Source organism: Variovorax sp. TLI9-5A, assembly GCF_056867935.1.
Window position 1 is genome coordinate 2,658,410 of sequence record NZ_CP200310.1, and the last position, 16,762, is coordinate 2,675,171.

Genomic DNA, 16,762 nt, shown 5'->3' on the forward strand with positions numbered 1-16,762 from the left:
CTCCTCAGAACGATAGTGTTTTCAGGTCGGCCTTCATGGCCAGGGCGATCAGTTGCATGTCTGCATCGCTGACGTCGAACATGCCGAAGCGGAACTTGTAGCCCCACTGCTTGGGGTTTTCGATGAAGGCCAGCCGTTCGATCAGCGGGGCGATCGGCGCCTCGTGCCCGGCAGCGTAGACCACGTCGCGCCGCCATGGCACGAAGCCGTTGCCCATGTCGAATTCGTAGGGCTCGCCCGGCTGCACGACGCCGATCGACACGAAGCTCTGCAGCTTGTCCGTGCCGCCGAACACCGTGGCCGGCGAATAGTAGGCCACGCGGTCGCCCGCTGAAAGCCGCTTGAGCGGCGCGTGCTTGCCGTGGCCGACCTGCATGAAGCCAAGGGGCCGGTTGTCGCGCCCGCGCCGCGCATGTTCGGCGCTGGCCACGGCGATCCAGTTGCGCTGCGTCATGACAAATCACTCCAGCGAGTGCAGGCCGACTTCGTTGCCCTCGGTGTCGCGCAGATGGGCGATGAAGCCCATGCCCGGCGGCAGCGCCGCCTTGGGCGAGGCGATCTGCCCGCCGGCGGCTTCGATTCGGGCGAGCACGGCGTCGATGCTGGGGCCGCAGTCGAGGTAGATGCGGATGCCCGTGCCGGCGCGCGCGCTGCCATTGGCGCCGGCCTGCAGCGCGCCGCCGGTGCCGGGCTTGTCGTGCGGGAAGATGGCCAGCGTCTCGCCGCCGAAGTCCTCGCGGCGCAGCTTGCGGGCGAGCACGGTTTCGTAGAAGGCCTGAGCGCGATCGATGTCGGCGACCGGGATCTCGAACCAGGTGATAGCGTTTTGCATTCGGGGCTCTCTTTCTTTCGTTGCGTTGGAAGGAGCCCTGATGGTGCTGGCGGCCTACTGACAGCGTCTTGTCAGTAGCCTGTCACTACGGACGAAAAAAAGCCCGCGCTGCTCGAGGAGCATGCGCGGGCTTGTTCGGGGCGCCGCCCCGGGGATTCAGAGCACGTCGCTGGCGAAATCGGCCAGGCGCGAGCGTTCTCCGCGCGCCAGCGTGATGTGCCCGCCGTGCGGCCAGCCCTTGAACTTGTCGACCGCGAAGGTCAGGCCCGAGGAGCCTTCAGTCAGGTACGGCGTGTCGATCTGCGCGAGGTTGCCCATGCAGATGATCTTCGTGCCGGGGCCGGCGCGGGTGATCAGCGTCTTCATCTGCTTGGGCGTGAGGTTCTGTGCCTCGTCGATGATCACGTACTTGTTGAGGAAGGTGCGCCCGCGCATGAAGTTCATGCTCTTGACCTTGATGCGGCTGCGGATCAGCTCGTTGGTGGCCGCGCGGCCCCATTCGCCGGCGCCGCCACCGTCGCCCTTGGCCAGGAACTCGAGGTTGTCGTCGAGCGCGCCCATCCAGGGGCCCATCTTTTCCTCTTCGGTGCCGGGCAGGAAGCCGATGTCCTCGCCCACGCTCACGGTGGCGCGGGTCATGATGATCTCGGTGTAGCGGCGGTCGTCCAGCACCTGCGTGAGGCCGGAGGCCAGCGCCATCAGGGTCTTGCCGGTGCCGGCGGTGCCGGTCAGCGTGACGAAGTCGATCTCCGGGTCCATCAGCAGGTTCATCGCGAAGTTTTGCTCGCGATTGCGCGTGTTCACGCCCCACACGGCGTTCTTGCCGGAGCTGTAGTCCTTGAGCGTCTTGAGCACAGCGGTCTTGTCGCGGATCTCGGTGACGCGGGCGTACATGCTCGGTTCGCCCGGAGCCTCGAAGTACACGAACTGGTTGATGTACAGGTTGGGCACCAGCGGACCGCTGATCCGGTAGAAGGTGTTGCTGCCGCTTTGCCAGCTCTCGATGGTCTTGCTTTGACGCGTCCAGAAGTCGGCGGGCAGGGCGAGCGAGCCGGCGTACAGCAGGTCGCCGTCTTCCAGCGTCTTGTCGTTCTGGTAGTCGTCGGCGGCCAGGCCGAGCGCGCGCGCCTTGACGCGCATGTTGATGTCCTTGGACACCAGCACGACTTCCTGCTTGGGACGGCCCGGGCGGTCCTTGGCGTATTCGTCGCGCAGCGCGTGCACCACGCCGAGGATCTGGTTGTCGGCCTTGCCCTGGGGCAGGCTGATCGGCAGCGAGTAGTCGAGCGGAGCGGTCTGGAAGAACAGCCGGCCGCCGGCCTCGCGGTGGCCGGTGGTGTCGAGCTTCAGGCCCTTGTCGATGTCGGCGTCCTGGGCGGCGGCCAGCGCATCGAGCGTGCGGCTGGTCTGGCGGCCGTTGCGGGCGACTTCGGTCGTGCCCTTCTTGTGGCCGTCGAGCTCCTCCAGCACGATCATCGGCAGGAAGATGTCGTGCTCCTCGAAGCGGAACAGGCACATCGGGTCGTGCAGCAGCACGTTCGTGTCGAGCACGAAGAGCTTGGCCGGACCGGTGGACTTGCTGCGCTTGGCGCGTGCTGGCGGCTGAGGTGCTGCTGCCGGAGCGGGAGCGGGCTCGGCGGCCGGCGCCCTGGTTTCGACCTGGATGAGTGCCTGGGGCTGCGGCGCGCTCACGGGTGCGGGCGTGGTCGCCTTCGGTCTGGTCCGGCGAGCCGGGCGCACGGGGGCGCCGCCAGCGCCTTCGGTGCCGAGGCTGTCGAACAATTCCAGCGGCTGCGGGCTGCGCGCCGCGGTTTCGTCTGCACGCGAATCACCGGAACGGCGCGAGCCCCGGTGCGAGGACCGGGCGGGCGCGTCGAGCGCGTCCGGGGAGAGCAATGCAGCGCGTTTCGTGGGGGCGGGGGGCAGTGGCATGTGTCAGATCGCTCGCAGGAAGTGGGAACCAGAAAACGAAAAAGCCGCCTGAAGACCAAGGCGGCTTTGTTCGGAGGATGCGGTCGTGGAGCTCAACGGCATGAGGCCATTATGCACACCGCGGATGACGCGCCGGGAGCTCTTTACGCACCGCGTGGGGCATTTCCCACGCCAGAGCGGAAAAGCGCGTCGCCGGCTCGCCGGAAGGCTCTCAGGCGGCCTTCTTGAGCGCCTTGACGGCCTTGAGCACGTCGTCGACATGGCCGGGGACCTTGAGCCCGCGCCATTCGGCCTTCAGGATGCCGTCGGCGCCGATCAGGAAGGTGCTGCGCTCGATGCCCTTGACCTTCTTGCCGTACATGATCTTGTTCTTGACCACGCCGAACATGTGGCACATCTTTTCTTCGGTGTCGGCGATGAGTTCGAAGGGCAGTTCGAGCTTGGCCTTGAATTCGTCGTGCGACTTCATGTTGTCGCGGGACACGCCGAAGACCGTGGCGCCGGCTTTCTCGAAATCCTTGTAACGATCGCGGAACTGCATCGCTTCGGTCGTGCAGCCCGGAGTGTTATCTTTCGGGTAAAAATACATGACCAGCACGTGGCCGAGGTGCGAGGTATTCGAGACCTTGATGCCGCCCGTGGCGTTGGCGTCGAATTCAGGAATGGGTTTGTTGACAACGATCGCCATGAAACTTGTTTTCTCCGTTAGATTCCGCTCCTGAGCCCTCTCGCCCCGTTTCGCACCGGGCTTGCTCAAAGAGTGGAGGATTGGTCGTTGCTAACTTTGGGGTAGCTGGCCTGTTCGCAACCCGGTATTTTACCCCGAAAACACCCCCATCAGCCAGCCGCAGGGCTCTCCACCAGCAGGGCGGCGATCACGTGCCGGCCTTCTCCGGCCAGGATGTTGTAGGTCCGACAGGCCGCTGCGGTGTCCATGGTCTCGACGCCGGTGCGCTGGGCCATCAGCGGCTTCAGCCAGACCGGTTGGGGGAAGCGGATTCGGTTTCCGCTGCCGAAGATGATCAATTCGGCGCCCAGCGAGGCCAATTGCGCGAAATGTTCGGGGCCGATCTGGTCGAAGCTCGAACAATTCCATTCGAAGCGCTCGCCGCGCGAGCCGACCACTACGCTGCCCTCGACTTTTTCGTTGTTGATCGCCACCCAGCCGGGACCGTGTGCGGTGAGAGACTGGGCGTCGGATTTGTCGGGCTGGAGCTTCATCTGGGCACTGGGAACTGTGGTCAAATTATAGGTTTTCCCTAGTGCCACGGGGCTCGCAAGGGCCTTTGATTCCGCGTAAGCAAACTCTAACCCGCGCCCGGGAGGGCCCTTTGAAGCAGCTCAAGAAATCGGCCAAGCTGGCCAACGTCCTCTATGACATCCGCGGTCCCATCATGGACGCTGCCAAGCAGATGGAAGAGGACGGCCAGAAGATCATCAAGCTCAACATCGGCAACCTGGCCGTGTTCGGTTTCGATGCTCCCGAGGAAATCCAGCAGGACATGATCCGCAACCTGCCCACCTCGGCCGGCTATTCGGACAGCAAGGGCGTCTTCGCGGCACGCAAGGCGGTGATGCACGAGACGCAGAAGCAGGGCATCGCGGGCGTCACCCTCGACGACATCTACCTCGGCAACGGCGCCAGCGAGCTGATCGCCATGGCCACCAACGCGCTGCTCAACGACGGCGACGAGCTGCTGCTGCCGGCCCCCGACTACCCGCTGTGGACTGCTTCCACGAGCCTGTCGGGCGGCACGCCGGTGCACTACCTGTGCGACGAGGCCAACGGCTGGATGCCCAACCTCGACGACATCCGCGCCAAGATCACGCCGCGCACCAAGGGCATCGTGGTCATCAACCCGAACAACCCGACGGGCGCGCTGTATTCCGACGACCTGCTCAGGAGCATCGTGGCCATCGCGCGTGAGCACGGCCTCGTGATCTTCGCCGACGAGGTCTACGACAAGGTGCTGTACGACGGCGTGAAGCACACTGCCATCGCCAGCCTGTCGACCGACGTGCTCACGCTCACCTTCAACTCGCTGTCCAAGAGCTACCGCTCGTGCGGCTACCGCGCCGGCTGGCTGGTGGTTTCGGGCGACAAGCGCAGCGCGCAGGACTACATCGAGGGCCTCAACATGCTCTCGAACATGCGCCTGTGCGCCAACGTGCCGGGGCAATGGGCCATCCAGACCGCCCTCGGGGGCTACCAGAGCATCAACGACCTCGTGTGCGAGGGCGGCCGCCTGCGCCGCCAGCGCGACCTGGCCTACGAGCTCATCACCGCCATCCCGGGCGTGAGTTGCGTGAAGCCGAGCGCCGCGCTCTACATGTTTCCCAAGCTCGATCCGGAGGTCTATCCGATCGAGGACGACCGCCAGTTCTTCCTCGAGCTGCTGAAGGAAACCCGCGTGATGCTGGTGCAGGGCACCGGCTTCAACTGGGCCACGCCCGACCACTTCCGCATCGTGTTCCTGCCCCACGAGGACGACCTGCGCGAGGCCATCAACCGCATCGCCAGGTTCCTGGAGCAGTACCGACTGCGCCGCAAGTCGCGCCAATGAACCCCGTCCGCATCGCTGCCGCCGCGGCGCTGTCGTTCGCCGCGCTTTCCGCTGGCGCCGCGGGAGTCGCCGGCAAGGATGGCGTCTCGTTCTCTCACAACGATTGGGAGCTGGCCTGCGACAACACCCGCACCTGCCGTGCCGCCGGCTACCAGTCTGAAGGCGCGGACATCATGGAGCCGGTGTCGATGCTCATCACGCGCAAGGCGGGCCCGGGCACATCCATCGAAATCGAACTCCTGACCGGCGGCGAGAAGGCAGCCAGGGGCCCGGTGCGCTTCAAGGTCGGCAAGGCCACCCTGGCCGGCCTCAAGGACAGCTCCGCCAGCCTCGACCAGGACCAGGTCCGCGCGGTCCTCCCGGAATTGCTCAAGAACGACGACGCCACGCTCACGGACCGCGGCGGACAGAAGTGGGTCCTTTCGCTCGCCGGCCTCAACGCCGTGCTGCTGAAGATGGACGAGGTCCAGGGCCGCGTCGGCACGCCGGGTGCGCTCGTGCGCCGTGGCAGCAAGCCCGAGTCCTCGGTGCTGCCGCCGGTGCCGGCGCCCGTCGTGCACGCGGTCGTGCCGCCGAAGGCGCGCCCCGGCGACGACGCGCTGGCCGCGCGCATCTTCCCGTCGCTGAAGCAGTCCGACGCCAAGGACGATTGCAACAACCATGAAGACTTCAACGCCAAGTCGCTGACCGTCTCGCGCCTGACCGAGCGCAAGGTGCTGCTGTCCTTCGGCTGCGGCATGGGCGCCTACAACTACACCAGCGTGCTCTGGATCGCCAACGACAAGCCGCCCTATGCACCCGTAGCCATCGAGGCCAACGGCGACTTCGACGAGAAAAACGCCAGCGTCACTTCCTCGATGAAGGGCCGCGGCATCGGCGACTGCTGGTCGAGCCAGACCTGGCATTTCGACGGCAAGGGCTTCGTTCTCACCGGCCACACCTACGACGGCATGTGCCGCGGCTTCCCCGGCGGCGCCTGGAGCCTGCCGCGCTATGTCACCCGCGTGGAGCTCTCCGAGCCGTCCGCCACCCCATCCAAACCATGAACGCGACTCTCCCAATGAAACCCATCCAAGTAGGCCTGCTCGGCGCAGGCACGGTCGGCAGCGGCACCTTCAAGGTGCTCCAGCGCAACCAGGAAGAAATTAAGCGCCGCGCCGGACGCGGCATCGAGATCACCATGGTGGCCGACCTCGACACCGCCCGCGCCCGCGAAGTGGCCGGCGAGGGCGTCAAGGTGGTGAGCGATGCGCGCGAAGTCATCGCCAACCCCGAGATCGACATCGTCATCGAGCTCATCGGCGGCTACGGCATCGCGAAGCAACTGGTGCTCGAAGCCATCGCGGCCGGCAAGCACGTGGTCACGGCCAACAAGGCGCTGCTCGCGGTGCACGGCACCGAGATCTTCGCGGCCGCGCACGCCAAGGGCGTGATGGTGGCCTTCGAGGCCGCGGTGGCCGGCGGCATCCCGATCATCAAGGCGCTGCGCGAAGGCCTCACGGCCAACAGCATCCAGTGGCTGGCCGGCATCATCAATGGCACGACCAACTTCATCCTCTCGGAGATGCGCGACAAGGGCCTGGACTTCGCGACCGTGCTCAAGGAAGCACAGCGCCTGGGCTACGCCGAAGCCGACCCGACCTTCGACATCGAAGGCGTCGACGCCGGCCACAAGGTCACGCTGATGAGCGCCATCGCCTTCGGCATTCCGGTGCAGTTCGACAAGGCCCACATCGAGGGCATCACCAAGCTCGCCGCGCAGGACATCAAGTACGCCGAACAGCTGGGCTACCGCATCAAGCTGCTGGGCGTGACCAAGCGCACCGCCAAGGGCATCGAGCTGCGCGTGCATCCCTCGCTGGTGCCGTCGAAGCGCCTGCTGGCCAACGTCGAAGGCGCGATGAACGCGGTGGTGGTGCACGGCGACGCCGTGGGCACCACGCTCTACTACGGCAAGGGCGCCGGCAGCGAGCCGACCGCCAGCGCGGTGATCGCCGACCTGGTCGACATCACCCGCCTGCACACGGCAGACGCTGCACACCGCGTGCCGCACCTGGCCTTCCACCCCGACGCGATGAGCGATCTGCAGGTGCTGCCGATGTCGGAAGTCGTCACCAGCTACTACCTGCGCCTGCGCGTGGCCGACCAGGCCGGCGTGCTCGCCAAGGTGACGGGCCTGCTGGCCACCGCCGGCATCAGCATCGACGCCGTGCTGCAGCGCGAAGCCGACGAAGTGGGCGGCGAAGGTTCCACGCAGACCGACCTGATCATCCTCACGCACGACGCGCGTGAAGGCACCGTCAACGACGTGCTGGCCGAGCTGCAGGCGCTGCCGACCGTGCTGGAACCGATCGTGCGCATCCGCAAGGAAGAGCTGTCCTGAGGACGGCGCAAGAGGAACAACGTGAACTACCTGAGCACCCGCGGCCACCCCGACCGCAAGCGCTTCTGCGAAATCCTGCTCGAGGGCCTCGCGCCCGACGGCGGCCTCTACCTGCCCGAGCAATACCCGCAGGTCGACGCCGCCACGCTCGCCAAGTGGCGCAAGCTGCCGTACGCCGAGCTGGCCTTTGAGATCCTCTCGCTGTACATCGACGACATTCCGCCGGCCGACCTGAAGGCGATCTGCGCGAAGACCTACACGGCCGAAGTGTTCGGCACCGACGAGATAGTGCCGCTGCGCGAGCTCGAGGACGGCGTGTACCTCGAAGCCCTGTCCAACGGCCCCACGCTGGCCTTCAAGGACATGGCGATGCAGCTGCTGGGCAACCTGTTCGAGTACGAACTGGCCCGCCGCGGCGCCGAACTCAACATCCTCGGCGCCACCAGCGGCGACACCGGCAGCGCGGCGGAGTACGCCATGCGCGGCAAGAAGGGCGTGCGCGTCTTCATGACCTCGCCCGACGGCCGCATGAGCCCGTTCCAGCAGGCGCAGATGTTCAGCCTGCAGGACGCGAACATCCACAACATCGCCATCACCGGCGTGTTCGACGATTGCCAGGACATCGTCAAGGCCGTGTCGAACGACCTGGCCTTCAAGCGCAAGTACCGCATCGGCACGGTCAACTCGATCAACTGGGCGCGCCTGCTGGCGCAGGTCGTCTACTACTTCGCCGGCTACTTCCAGGCCACGGCGAGCGACGACAAGCCGGTGAGCTTCACCGTGCCCTCGGGCAACTTCGGCAACGTCTGCGCGGGCCACGTGGCGCGCATGATGGGACTGCCGATACACACGCTGGTGGTCGCCACCAACGAGAACGACGTGCTCGACGAGTTCTTCCGCACCGGCGTGTACCGCGTGCGCGCAGCCGTCGACACGCACGAGACCTCCAGCCCGTCGATGGACATCAGCAAGGCCAGCAACTTCGAGCGCTTCGTGTTCGATCTGGTAGGGCGTGACCCCGCCAGGCTGCGCAAGCTGTTCGTGGACGACCTGGGCCTGAACGGCAGCTTCGACCTGAGCGCCGACCCGGCATTCGCGCAGGCTGCCGGCCGCTTCGGCTTCCGCAGCGGCCGCAGCACGCACGCCGATCGCCTGGCCACCATTCGCGACACTGAAAAGCGCTTCGCCACGCTGGTCGATCCGCACACCGCCGACGGCCTCAAGGCCGCGCGCGAGCAACTCAGCCCCGGCGTGCCGATGGTGGTGCTCGAAACCGCGCTGCCCATCAAGTTCGCCGCCACGCTGGTCGAGGCGCTTGGCGAAGAGCCCGCGCGGCCGAAGAAGTTCGAAGGCATCGAGGCGCTGCCCAAGCGCGTCGTCAAGCTGCCGGCCGACTCGGAAGCGGTCAAGGCCTACATTGCCGAGCACTGTGACTAGCCAAGGGCGAGGCTGCGCATGAAGGTCGTCGGTTTCGCCGGCTACTCGGGCGCGGGCAAGACCACGCTGCTCGAGCGCCTCATTCCCGCGCTCAAGCGCCTGGGCCAGCGCGTGTCGGTGGTCAAGCACGCGCACCACAAGTTCGACATCGACCATCCTGGCAAGGACACGTACCGCCACCGCGAGGCAGGCGCCTTCGAGGTGGTCGTCGCCTCCGACAAGCGGCTTGCCGTGATGCGCGAGTTCGAGGCGCCTGTGGAGCTCAGCGTGCACCAGCTGTTGGCCGAGGTCCACCCGGTGGCCGACTGGGTGCTGGTCGAGGGATTCCGGCACAGCGACGTGCTGAAGATCGAGATCTGGCGCGAGCCCGCGGCGGGCGAGGCGGTGCGGCCCGTTCTTTACCCGAACGACCCCTTCGTCGTCGCCGTGGCCACCGATGCCCCGGCCGTCCTGCCGCAGCCCACCGAGCGGCCGCTCCTCGACCTCAACGACGCCGAGGCCATTGCGAAGTGGTTGGTCGACAGCGGTGAGCGCTTCGAATACAACCCCGATCACCATGGCTGATTCACCCGTTCCCTTCGCCGCCTCTTCCTCGCGACCGCCGCTGATGCCGCTGGACGAGGCGATCGCGGTGCTGCTCGCGAAGGCGCAGCCGGTGCTGCCCACCGAAAGCGTCGGCACCTTCGACGCCGACGGCCGCGTGCTGGCGCAGGACCTCGTCTCCGGCCTCACGGTGCCGCCGCGCGACAACAGCGCGATGGACGGCTACGCCGTGCGCGTGGCCGACTGCGCCACGCCGGGCGCCGAACTGAAGGTGGCGCAGCGCATTCCCGCAGGCACCGTCGGCACGCCGCTCGTGCCAGGCACTGCCGCACGCATCTTTACAGGCGCGCAGATTCCCGAGGGCGCCGACGCCGTCGTGATGCAGGAAGACACAGCAGCCGTGCCGCAAGAAGGCAGCCTCGGCTCGGTGCGCATCGCCATCGTGCCGGCGGCCGGCCAGTGGATCCGCCGCGCGGGCGAGGACGTGGCCTCCGGCGACGTCGTGCTCCGCAAGGGCGAACGCCTGACGCCCGCCGCGCTGGGCCTTGCCGCCAGCGTCGGCTTCGACCGCCTGCAGGTCGCGCGCAAGCCGCGCGTGGCGATGCTCTCCACCGGCGACGAGCTGGTGATGCCCGGTGAGGTCGCGCCGGACGCGATGAAGCCCGGCGCCATCTACAACTCCAACCGCTTCTTCATGCGGGCTTTGCTGCACCGGCTGGGCTGCGAGGTGAACGACCTGGGCATCGTGCCCGACAACCGCGAAGCCACCATCGTCGCGCTGCGCGACGCGGCCGAGGCGAGCGACCTGATCATCACGACCGGCGGTGTCTCCGTCGGCGAGGAAGACCACATCCGCGCGGCGCTGCAGTCGCTGGGCGAGCTGCAGCTGTGGTCGCTTTCCATGAAGCCCGGCAAGCCCTTCGCCTACGGCTCCATCGCGCGCAGCAGCGGGCAGGGCGCCTGCCATGTGACGGGGCTGCCGGGCAACCCGGTGTCGAGCTTCCTCACCTTCCTGATGCTGGTGCGGCCCTTCCTGCTGACGCTGCAGGGCGCCGCGCGCGTGGCGCCCGAGGCGGTGAAGATGCGCGCCGATTTCGACTGGCTGCGCGCCGACAAGCGCCGCGAGTTCCTGCGCGTGAGGCGCAACGCGGCCGGCGGCCTCGACCTGTTCGCCAACCAGAGCTCGGGTGTGCTCACCTCGATGGTCTGGGGCGATGGCGTGGTCGACAACCCGGCGGGCAAGACGATCAAGTCGGGCGAGCTCGTCGACTTCATTCCCTTCGCATCGCTGCTGGGCTGAGCCGCATGAAAGTCCAGGTCCGTTATTTCGCCTCGGTGCGCGAGGCGCTTTCCAGCAGCGGCGAAGCCGTCGAGACGCGAGCCGAGACGCTGTCGGCCCTGCGCGACGAACTCATTGCCAGGGGCGGCGCCTACGCCACCGCGCTCGCGCGTGGCAAGGCGGTGCGCATGGCGCTCGACCAGGTCATGAGCGACGAAGCCGCAGCCCTGCGGGAAGGCTGCGAGGTCGCCTTCTTCCCGCCCGTCACGGGCGGTTGAGGCGGGCGTCAAGCGCCACGAGGCGCTCGCGCAGGCTGTCGGAGGCCCGGGTCATCGGCGAGCGCAGTTCGTCTGCCATCTCGCCCTTGTGGGCCAGCAGCGCCTTCAGCGGGCCGGGGTTGGGCTCGGCGAAGAGCATTTCCACCAACGGTTGCAGCGGCTGCCATTCGGCGCGCGCCTCGGCCAGGCGGTTTTCCGACAGCAGGCGTACCAGGCGCACGAAGCGGCGCGTCTGCACGTTGCCGCTCGCCGCGATGGCGCCCGCGCCGCCCTCGGCCATGGTGCCGAAGATCTGGTGGTCTTCGCCCGTCAGCACCTGCAGCCGGCCGTCGGCGATCACCGCGCGCGTCTTGGCCATGTCGCCGCCGCAGTCCTTGATGCCGCGGATGCGGGGGTGCGCGGCCAGCGCCAGCAGCGTCTCGCGGGTGATGGTGACGCCGGTGCGGTAGGGAATGTCGTAGACCAGCACGGGCACCGAACTGGCGTCGGCGATGGCGCGGAACCATTCGAGCAGGCCGGCTTGCGAGGGGCGCACGTAGTGCGGCGCGGATACAAGCAGGCCTGCCAGCGGGCGTTCGGAGAGCTTGCGTGCCCATGCCGTGGCCTTGCCGAGGTGGTAGCCGGAAATGCCCATCACGACCGGCAGGCCGCCTGCGGCTTCCAGCACGGTGTCCAGCACGGCCAGTTGCTCGGCCTCGTCGAGCGCGGCGGCCTCGCCGGTGGAGCCGCAGGGCACGAAGCCCGTCACGCCATCGTTGGCGAGTCGCCGGACCAGCGCGGCGAGGGCGTCGTGGTCGACCGCGCCGTCGCGGAATGGGGTGACGAGGGCCACCCAGAAGCCGGAAAAATCGGGGGTGGCGGGGTTCTGTTGTTGATGAGGCACGCGGGCTTCCTTTCAGGAATCGACCGATGGAAAGAACCATCGTCCGATGCGCGCGCAACCCAAGAGGGGCCAAAGCCTTGGCAGGTTCCGTCGCTCATCCGACGACGGAACCTCGGCTCCGGTCAGACGAGCTTTGGTTTTTTGGCTTTGTTGCTGCTGCTTCGACGGCTCACGCGGCGGCCTTCGGGGTGCGAAGGCACCAGGAAGAGCGTGGGCGTGGCAAGGCAGGGCATCGGCACAGTCTATCGCGATGACACAATTCGGACATGAGCCTTGCCCGTGTTTCGATCCAGACGAACGATTTCGACCTCTCGCAGGAAGTCGCCGCGTTGCGTGCCGGCGACAAACGCGTGGGCGCCGTCTGCAGCTTCGTGGGCACCGTGCGAGACCGCAATGACGGCAGCAGCGTCTCGTCGATGGAGCTGGAGCACTACCCCGGCATGACCGAGAAGGCCATCGAGGCCATGATCGACGAGGCGCATCGCCGCTTCGACATCCTGGGCGCGCGCGTGATCCACCGCGTCGGCCTGCTGCAGCCGGAAGACCAGATCATGATGGTGGCGGTGGTTTCGGCCCACCGAGGCCAGAGCTTCGAGGCCTGCGAGTTCCTGATGGACTACCTCAAGACCCAGGCGCCCTTCTGGAAGAAGGAGCAGACGCCCGAAGGCGCCCGCTGGGTCGATGCGCGCGTGGCCGACGACGCGGCCCTGGCGCGCTGGGGCATCAGCGCCCCGAACGCCTGATCTGCCTCTTGTTCCCTCTCCCTCGGGGAGAGGGTTAGGGTGAGGGCGGCAGCGCTCGTTCGACCGCACGTTCTTGCGAAGGCCGCTGGCCCTCACCCCAGCCCTCTCCCCGAGGGGAGAGGGAGCAAGACTTCAGAGTGGCTTGAAGCCGCTCGACTGGATGATCTTTTCCCAGGTCTGGGTATAGGTGCGAACGCGGCCCGCGAACTGGCCCTGCGGCTCGTAGCCTACCGTCAGCCCCATCGTCGTGAGCTTCTGCTTCACGTCGGGCATGGCCAGCACCTTCTGTAGCGCGTCGCCGTACTTGTCGATGATCGGCTGCGGCGTGCCCACCGGCGCGAAGATGCCGTAGTAGGGCAGGTCTTCCAGGTTCGAGAAGCCCAGTTCGGTGAAGGTCGGCACGTTCGGGATCACCGCCTGGCGCTTGGCGCCGATGGAGGCCACGATGCGCAGCTTGCCGGCCTTGTGGTTCTCGATGAAGTCCGGCACCGAGGCTATGCCCGCGGTGATCTGGTTGCCCAGCATGTCGGCCGTCATGGGTGCGCTGCCGCGGTAGGGGGCGGGCTGCACGTCGATCTTGTACTTGTCCGAGATCATTTTCACGAGGAACTCGGGGATCGAGGCCGGCGCCGGGATACCGATGGTCTCCTTGCCGCCCTTCTGCGTGCGGACCCACTTCACGTACTCGTCGATGCTCTTGGCCGGCGTGCCGCCCGACACCGCCAGCACGTTGGCGAAGGTGGCGAAGCCGGCCACGGGCACGAAGTCGGTGGCCGGATTGAAGCCGGGGTTCTTCACCACCTGCGGCAGGATCGAGATGGTGTGGTCGTGCGACAGGAACAGCGTGTGGCCGTCGGCCGGCGAAGACTTCAGCACCGTCGCCGCGATCTGCCCGCCCGCGCCGGCGCGGTTCTCGACCACCACCGGCACGCCCAGCACGTCCTTGAGTTTTTCGCCCAGCGTGCGTGCAATGGCGTCGCTGCCGGCGCCGGCGGGGAAGCCCACGAGCAGGCGGATGGGGGTGCCGCTTTGCGCCTGCGCAAGGCCGGACAGGCCCATGGCGGCTAGAAAGAGGCCCGCGCTGATCGCCCGGCGCACCGGTTGAACGCGCTGCATTGAAAAAACCATGATCGACTCCATTCGAGAGAGAAATGCCTACGGGCAGGGGAAACGGATCTTGTGCAATAGCCGTGCCCACGGCATCGGCGTAGCCGGTAGCCTTGAATCGTGCCCGAACAGCCCTATTTTGGATGCAGGAATACCACCATGCGACAAGACAAACTCACCACCAAATTTCAGGAAGCGCTGGGCGACGCACAGTCGCTCGCGCTGGGCAACGACAACGCCTACATCGAGCCGGCCCACCTGCTGCTCGCGATGTTGCGCCAGGACGATGGCCCGCGCGCCCTGCTGGAGCGTGCCGGCGTCAATGTCCCTGGCCTGACGCAGGCGGCCGAGGCCGCCATCAAGAAGCTGCCGCAGGTGCAGGGCCACGACATCGTGCAGGTCGGCCCTGAACTGGGCAAGCTGCTGCAGGCCACCGAGAAGGAAGCCATCAAGCGCAATGACCAGTTCATCGCCGGCGAGCTCTTCCTGCTGGCGCTGGCCGACAGCAAGGCCGACGTCGGCAAGATCGCGAAGGAAAACGGCCTGAGCCGCAAGTCGCTCGAGGCCGCCATCGGCGCCGTGCGCGGCGGGCAGGGCGTGAACAGCGCCGACGCCGAAGGCCAGCGCGAAGCCCTCAAGAAATACACCCTCGACCTCACCGAGCGTGCCCGGCTGGGCAAGCTCGACCCGGTCATCGGCCGCGACGAGGAAATCCGCCGCGCCATCCAGGTGCTGCAACGCCGCACCAAGAACAACCCCGTGCTCATCGGCGAACCCGGCGTGGGCAAGACCGCCATCGTCGAAGGCCTCGCACAGCGCATCGTTGCGGGTGAGGTGCCCGATTCGCTCAAGGGCAAGCGGGTGTTGTCTCTCGACATGGCCGCGCTCCTGGCGGGCGCCAAGTTCCGCGGCGAGTTCGAAGAGCGCCTGAAGACCGTCTTGAACGAACTCGCGAAGGACGAAGGCCAGACCATCGTCTTCATCGACGAGCTGCACACCATGGTCGGCGCCGGCAAGGCCGAAGGCGCCATGGACGCCGGCAACATGCTCAAGCCCGCGCTCGCGCGCGGCGAGCTGCACTGCGTGGGCGCCACCACGCTCGACGAGTACCGCAAGTACATCGAGAAAGATGCAGCCCTGGAGCGCCGCTTCCAGAAGATCATCGTGGGCGAGCCCAGCGTGGAGGCCACCATCGCCATCCTGCGCGGCCTGCAGGAAAAATACGAAGTGCACCATGGCGTGCAGATCACCGACCCGGCCATCGTGGCCGCAGCCGAGCTGTCTGACCGCTACATCACCGACCGCTTCCTGCCGGACAAGGCCATCGACCTGATCGACGAGGCTGCGGCCAAGATCAAGATCGAGATGGACTCCAAGCCCGAGGTCATGGACCGGCTCGACCGCCGCCTGATCCAGCTGCAGATCGAGCGCGAAGCCGTGCGCCGCGAGAAGGACGAGGCCTCGCAGAAGCGCCTCGGCCTGATCGAGGGCGAGATCGAGAAGCTGCAGAAGGAAATCGCCGACTACGACGAGATCTGGCAGGCCGAGAAGGCCCAGGCCCAGGGCAGCGCGCAGGTGCGCGAGGACGTGGACAAGATCAAGTTCCAGATCGAGGAGTGGAAGCGCAAGGGCGACTTCAACAAGGTTGCAGAGCTGCAATACGGCCAGCTGCCGGCGCTCGAAAAGCGCCTGAAGGAAGCCGAGGCCAACGAAGCGAACAAGGGCAAGTCCAGCGCGCCCACGCTGCTGCGCACCCAGGTCGGCGCGGAAGAAATCGCCGAGGTCGTGGCGCGTGCCACCGGCATCCCGGTCGCCAAGCTGATGCAGGGCGAGCGCGACAAGCTGCTCGTGATGGAAGACAAGCTGCACGAGCGCGTGGTCGGCCAGGACGAGGCCATCGGTGCGGTCGCCAACGCGATCCGCCGCTCGCGCTCGGGCCTGTCCGATCCGAACCGCCCGACCGGCTCGTTCCTGTTCCTCGGCCCCACGGGCGTGGGCAAGACCGAGCTGTGCAAGGCGCTCGCGGGCTTCCTGTTCGACAGCGAAGACCACCTGATCCGCATCGACATGAGCGAGTTCATGGAGAAGCATTCGGTCGCCCGCCTGATCGGCGCGCCGCCGGGCTACGTGGGCTATGAAGAGGGCGGCTACCTCACGGAAGCCGTGCGCCGCAAGCCCTACAGCGTGGTGCTGCTCGACGAGGTCGAGAAGGCCCACCCCGACGTGTTCAACGTGCTGCTGCAGGTGCTGGACGATGGCCGCCTTACCGACGGCCAGGGCCGCACCGTGGACTTCAAGAACACGGTGATCGTGATGACGAGCAACATCGGCTCGCCCATCATCCAGGCCATGGTGGGCAAGCCCTCCGAAGAGATCAAGGAAGCGGTGTGGGACGAGCTGAAGAACTACTTCCGCCCCGAGTTCCTGAACCGCATCGACGAGACGGTCGTGTTCCATGCGCTCGACGCGAAGAACATCGAATCGATCGCAGCGATCCAGCTCAAGGTGCTGCAGGCGCGGCTCGCGAAGATGGATCTGGGGCTGGAGGTGTCGCCTGCGGCGCTGGCGGAGATTGCCAAGGTCGGCTTCGACCCGGTGTTCGGCGCGCGGCCCCTGAAGCGCGCGATCCAGCAGCGCATCGAGAATCCGCTGTCGAAGCTGCTGCTCGACGGAAGCTTCGGGCCGAAGGACACGATCGAGGTCACGACCGACCCGATCCTGTCGCCGGGGCAGTTCTCCTTCAGCAAGGCGGGGGAACCAACGGCGGCGGCTTCGGCCTAA

16 protein-coding genes are annotated in these 16,762 nt (G+C 66.8%); 9 read left to right on the forward strand and 7 right to left on the reverse strand.

Annotated features, from left to right (window positions below; genetic code table 11):
• Positions 1 to 4 precede the first annotated feature (4 nt).
• The 5 genes from AC1VNX_RS12685 to AC1VNX_RS12705 all read right to left on the reverse strand — a co-directional run bounded on the left by AC1VNX_RS12685 (position 5) and on the right by AC1VNX_RS12705 (position 3,985).
• Positions 5 to 454 (reverse strand): EVE domain-containing protein, encoded by a 450-nt coding sequence (locus tag AC1VNX_RS12685; protein WP_483157007.1) that lies wholly within the window; start codon positions 452 to 454, stop codon positions 5 to 7.
• Between the two features lie 6 nt (positions 455 to 460).
• A complete protein-coding gene (locus tag AC1VNX_RS12690) occupies positions 461 to 832 on the reverse strand; it encodes a VOC family protein (protein WP_483157008.1) in 372 nt (123 codons plus the stop codon).
• Between the two features lie 156 nt (positions 833 to 988).
• Positions 989 to 2,764 (reverse strand): PhoH family protein, encoded by a 1,776-nt coding sequence (locus AC1VNX_RS12695; RefSeq protein ID WP_483157009.1) that lies wholly within the window; start codon positions 2,762 to 2,764, stop codon positions 989 to 991.
• Positions 2,765 to 2,975: 211 nt separating this feature from the next.
• Positions 2,976 to 3,452, reverse strand: coding sequence for a peroxiredoxin (locus tag AC1VNX_RS12700; protein WP_019655927.1), 477 nt, complete (start codon positions 3,450 to 3,452; stop codon positions 2,976 to 2,978).
• A 149-nt stretch (positions 3,453 to 3,601) separates the two neighbouring features.
• Positions 3,602 to 3,985, reverse strand: a complete 384-nt coding sequence (locus tag AC1VNX_RS12705; protein WP_184641468.1) for an Mth938-like domain-containing protein — start codon at positions 3,983 to 3,985, stop codon at positions 3,602 to 3,604.
• A 110-nt stretch (positions 3,986 to 4,095) separates the two neighbouring features.
• Between AC1VNX_RS12705 and AC1VNX_RS12710 the strand changes: the two genes are divergently transcribed.
• Genes AC1VNX_RS12710 through AC1VNX_RS12740 form a run of 7 tightly spaced genes read left to right on the forward strand, consistent with a single transcriptional unit; the run spans position 4,096 to position 11,248 of the window.
• Positions 4,096 to 5,328 carry a pyridoxal phosphate-dependent aminotransferase gene (locus AC1VNX_RS12710; RefSeq protein WP_483157010.1) on the forward strand — a complete coding sequence of 411 codons (1,233 nt, stop codon included), beginning with the start codon at positions 4,096 to 4,098 and terminating at the stop codon, positions 5,326 to 5,328.
• Positions 5,325 to 6,374 (forward strand): DUF1176 domain-containing protein, encoded by a 1,050-nt coding sequence (locus tag AC1VNX_RS12715; RefSeq protein ID WP_483157011.1) that lies wholly within the window; start codon positions 5,325 to 5,327, stop codon positions 6,372 to 6,374. Before AC1VNX_RS12710 ends, AC1VNX_RS12715 begins: the two co-directional genes overlap by 4 nt.
• Positions 6,375 to 6,388: 14 nt before the next feature.
• Positions 6,389 to 7,711, forward strand: a complete 1,323-nt coding sequence (locus tag AC1VNX_RS12720; RefSeq protein WP_432726288.1) for a homoserine dehydrogenase — start codon at positions 6,389 to 6,391, stop codon at positions 7,709 to 7,711.
• A 21-nt stretch (positions 7,712 to 7,732) separates the two neighbouring features.
• Positions 7,733 to 9,148, forward strand: coding sequence for a threonine synthase (gene thrC / locus AC1VNX_RS12725; protein ID WP_483157012.1), 1,416 nt, complete (start codon positions 7,733 to 7,735; stop codon positions 9,146 to 9,148).
• Positions 9,149 to 9,166: 18 nt separating this feature from the next.
• A complete protein-coding gene (gene mobB, locus AC1VNX_RS12730) occupies positions 9,167 to 9,712 on the forward strand; it encodes a molybdopterin-guanine dinucleotide biosynthesis protein B (RefSeq protein ID WP_483157013.1) in 546 nt (181 codons plus the stop codon).
• Positions 9,705 to 10,991, forward strand: coding sequence for a molybdopterin molybdotransferase MoeA (locus tag AC1VNX_RS12735; RefSeq protein WP_483157014.1), 1,287 nt, complete (start codon positions 9,705 to 9,707; stop codon positions 10,989 to 10,991). Before mobB ends, AC1VNX_RS12735 begins: the two co-directional genes overlap by 8 nt.
• A 5-nt stretch (positions 10,992 to 10,996) precedes the next feature.
• Positions 10,997 to 11,248, forward strand: coding sequence for a MoaD/ThiS family protein (locus AC1VNX_RS12740; RefSeq protein WP_483157015.1), 252 nt, complete (start codon positions 10,997 to 10,999; stop codon positions 11,246 to 11,248).
• Here the strand turns inward: AC1VNX_RS12740 and dapA are convergent.
• A complete protein-coding gene (dapA, locus tag AC1VNX_RS12745) occupies positions 11,235 to 12,131 on the reverse strand; it encodes a 4-hydroxy-tetrahydrodipicolinate synthase (protein WP_483157016.1) in 897 nt (298 codons plus the stop codon). The two genes, AC1VNX_RS12740 and dapA, sit on opposite strands and share 14 nt — an antisense overlap.
• A gap of 266 nt (positions 12,132 to 12,397) precedes the next feature.
• Here dapA and AC1VNX_RS12750 point away from each other — a divergent pair, with 266 nt between their 5' ends.
• On the forward strand, positions 12,398 to 12,874 hold the full coding sequence (locus AC1VNX_RS12750) for a molybdenum cofactor biosynthesis protein MoaE (protein WP_184641329.1): 477 nt from the start codon (positions 12,398 to 12,400) through the stop codon (positions 12,872 to 12,874).
• Between the two features lie 132 nt (positions 12,875 to 13,006).
• Here the strand turns inward: AC1VNX_RS12750 and AC1VNX_RS12755 are convergent, their stop codons facing one another.
• Positions 13,007 to 14,002 carry a Bug family tripartite tricarboxylate transporter substrate binding protein gene (locus tag AC1VNX_RS12755; protein ID WP_483157017.1) on the reverse strand — a complete coding sequence of 332 codons (996 nt, stop codon included), beginning with the start codon at positions 14,000 to 14,002 and terminating at the stop codon, positions 13,007 to 13,009.
• Positions 14,003 to 14,140: 138 nt separating this feature from the next.
• Between AC1VNX_RS12755 and clpB the strand changes: the two genes are divergently transcribed.
• Positions 14,141 to 16,762 (forward strand): ATP-dependent chaperone ClpB, encoded by a 2,622-nt coding sequence (clpB, locus tag AC1VNX_RS12760; RefSeq protein WP_483157018.1) that lies wholly within the window; start codon positions 14,141 to 14,143, stop codon positions 16,760 to 16,762.

What these genes read in the sequence shown, in the direction of transcription:
- AC1VNX_RS12685 (WP_483157007.1), bottom strand. Translation starts at nt 454, where the DNA reads ATGACGCAGCGCAACTGGATCGCCGTGGCCAGCGCCGAACATGCGCGG.
- AC1VNX_RS12690 (WP_483157008.1), bottom strand. Translation starts at nt 832, where the DNA reads ATGCAAAACGCTATCACCTGGTTCGAGATCCCGGTCGCCGACATCGAT.
- AC1VNX_RS12695 (WP_483157009.1), bottom strand. Translation starts at nt 2,764, where the DNA reads ATGCCACTGCCCCCCGCCCCCACGAAACGCGCTGCATTGCTCTCCCCG.
- AC1VNX_RS12700 (WP_019655927.1), bottom strand. Translation starts at nt 3,452, where the DNA reads ATGGCGATCGTTGTCAACAAACCCATTCCTGAATTCGACGCCAACGCC.
- AC1VNX_RS12705 (WP_184641468.1), bottom strand. Translation starts at nt 3,985, where the DNA reads ATGAAGCTCCAGCCCGACAAATCCGACGCCCAGTCTCTCACCGCACAC.
- AC1VNX_RS12715 (WP_483157011.1), top strand. Translation starts at nt 5,325, where the DNA reads ATGAACCCCGTCCGCATCGCTGCCGCCGCGGCGCTGTCGTTCGCCGCG.
- AC1VNX_RS12720 (WP_432726288.1), top strand. Translation starts at nt 6,389, where the DNA reads ATGAAACCCATCCAAGTAGGCCTGCTCGGCGCAGGCACGGTCGGCAGC.
- mobB (WP_483157013.1), top strand. Translation starts at nt 9,167, where the DNA reads ATGAAGGTCGTCGGTTTCGCCGGCTACTCGGGCGCGGGCAAGACCACG.
- AC1VNX_RS12735 (WP_483157014.1), top strand. Translation starts at nt 9,705, where the DNA reads ATGGCTGATTCACCCGTTCCCTTCGCCGCCTCTTCCTCGCGACCGCCG.
- AC1VNX_RS12740 (WP_483157015.1), top strand. Translation starts at nt 10,997, where the DNA reads ATGAAAGTCCAGGTCCGTTATTTCGCCTCGGTGCGCGAGGCGCTTTCC.
- AC1VNX_RS12750 (WP_184641329.1), top strand. Translation starts at nt 12,398, where the DNA reads ATGAGCCTTGCCCGTGTTTCGATCCAGACGAACGATTTCGACCTCTCG.
- AC1VNX_RS12755 (WP_483157017.1), bottom strand. Translation starts at nt 14,002, where the DNA reads ATGGTTTTTTCAATGCAGCGCGTTCAACCGGTGCGCCGGGCGATCAGC.
- clpB (WP_483157018.1), top strand. Translation starts at nt 14,141, where the DNA reads ATGCGACAAGACAAACTCACCACCAAATTTCAGGAAGCGCTGGGCGAC.